Origin of the sequence: Collinsella sp. CLA-ER-H10, from assembly GCF_040092475.1 — a bacterium.
Taxonomy (GTDB): Bacteria; Actinomycetota; Coriobacteriia; order Coriobacteriales; family Coriobacteriaceae; genus Collinsella.
Genome location: NZ_JBBNLM010000045.1, coordinates 1 through 1,555, shown reverse-complemented (window position 1 = coordinate 1,555; position 1,555 = coordinate 1). Strand labels below are relative to the sequence as shown.

General features: G+C 71.4%; 1 protein-coding gene. It reads right to left on the bottom strand.

Annotated elements, in window-relative coordinates; genetic code table 11:
• Nucleotides 1-300: 300 nt before the first annotated feature.
• Complete coding sequence (locus AAAX36_RS09415) at nt 301-1,395, bottom strand: IS110 family transposase (RefSeq protein ID WP_349075282.1); 1,095 nt, start codon at nt 1,393-1,395, stop codon at nt 301-303.
• Nucleotides 1,396-1,555: the final 160 nt, after the last annotated feature.

Here is a 1,555-nt window from a genome sequence, read left to right as displayed (position 1 = left end):
CTCAAATGCGGCCCGCTCGCTCATATGACCCAATCCGCTGTCAAGAGCCACAATGGCCCCGCCGACCGCTTGCAATCGGTCGGCGGGGCCTGCCGTTGAACCCGCCCCGGTCCGCCCCCGGCATGTCGTCGACGCCTTCGGCTCAGTCTCATATCCGCGGATACCGCTCCGGCGGCCCGCAATCCTCTCCTTCGGCGGGGCTCCCCTAGTCTGACTTCGCGCATGCGGCGGTCGCCGCGCGCACAGCGAGAGCGGGGGTGTCCCCGAAGGCTGCCCGGCTCGCCGGGACGGGGGCTATGTCTATTCGCCGGCCTCCCGGCACATCGTGCCGAGGGCCCACAGCCATCTCACGAGCTCGGCGGCGGTGGCGGCGTTCGCCTTCGCCTGGGGCATGCCCCTCTCGAGCATCTCCTCGCGTCGCCGGAGCAGGCGCTCGGACCCCTTCCTCCCGTGCATCCTTATCTCGAGGGGGACGCCGGAGCCCTTGGGCATCAGCTTCGGCTGGTGGCCGGCCTGGGCGTAGCACCAGGACCCCTCGACCGCCAGCTTCCTGACGAGCGCGTTGCCGGCCCCGCTGATCCCGCCGAGGCGCACGGAGTCCGCGCTCGACCTCTGCTTCGGGGCGAGGCCGAAGTAGGCCGTCACCTGCCTGCCGGAGCGGAACCTCGAGAAGTCGCCGACCTCGGACGCGAAGGCGGCGGCGAGCGCGAACCCGCACCCCTTGATCGACTGGAGCGCCTCGACCTCGGCCGAGAGGGGGCCCGCCGCGACGGCGGCCCTGTACTCGGCGAGGAGGTCGTCGCGCGTCTCGGCGGCCGCCTCGACCTCGCTCCTCAGCGCCGCAAGCGCCCGGATGCCGCCGTCGTCGGCGGGGTGTATGCCGTCGAGCCACCTGAGGAAGCCGTACGTCCAGTACTTCCGGGGGTTGCCGGCCGGCGTCGTGCCGCCGTAGACGTAGCCGCGGCGGGCCAGGAACGCCAGGAGCCGCTGCTTCGCCGCCGCGAGCCTCGCAGTCGCGGCGTCGTGGGCGGCGGCGAGGTCCCTGAGCCCCTCGATCTCGGGGGACGGTACCCATACCGGGGTGACGTCGTGCGACAGTATCGCCTTGGCCATCCTGGCCGCGTCGTTGCGGTCGTTCTTGGACGAGAGGTCGGCCGCCGACCTCGGGACCTTGGAGACGGCCGCGACGACGCAGTCGACGCCGAGCCCGGAGAGCTCCCTCTGCGGGGCGAAGCCGAGGTAGCCGCTCTCGTAGGCGGCGAGCGACGGGCCGGGGAAGCCCGACATCCACTCCGCGACCTCGCCCCAGGGGTTGCCGCGGAACCTCCTCGTCACGGCCTCGCCCGTCTCCGCGTCGAGCGCGCAGACGGTGGTGGACCTGAGGTGTACGTCCATTCCGAAGGCGGTAGAATATCTAGGCACGGGAGCCTCCCAACCTCGTTGCGGCGCGGCTGCGCCTCTGGCACTTCAACAACATTGTCGCAGCCCCGACCCGCGGTCACGAGCGGGGGCTCCTGTCGTTTCCGTGCCCTCGGATTGGGTCATAGTGTCTGTC

Bases quoted from the DNA above. Each gene is read 5' to 3' on its own strand.
- AAAX36_RS09415 (WP_349075282.1), bottom strand. From the start codon at position 1,395: ATGGACGTACACCTCAGGTCCACCACCGTCTGCGCGCTCGACGCGGAG.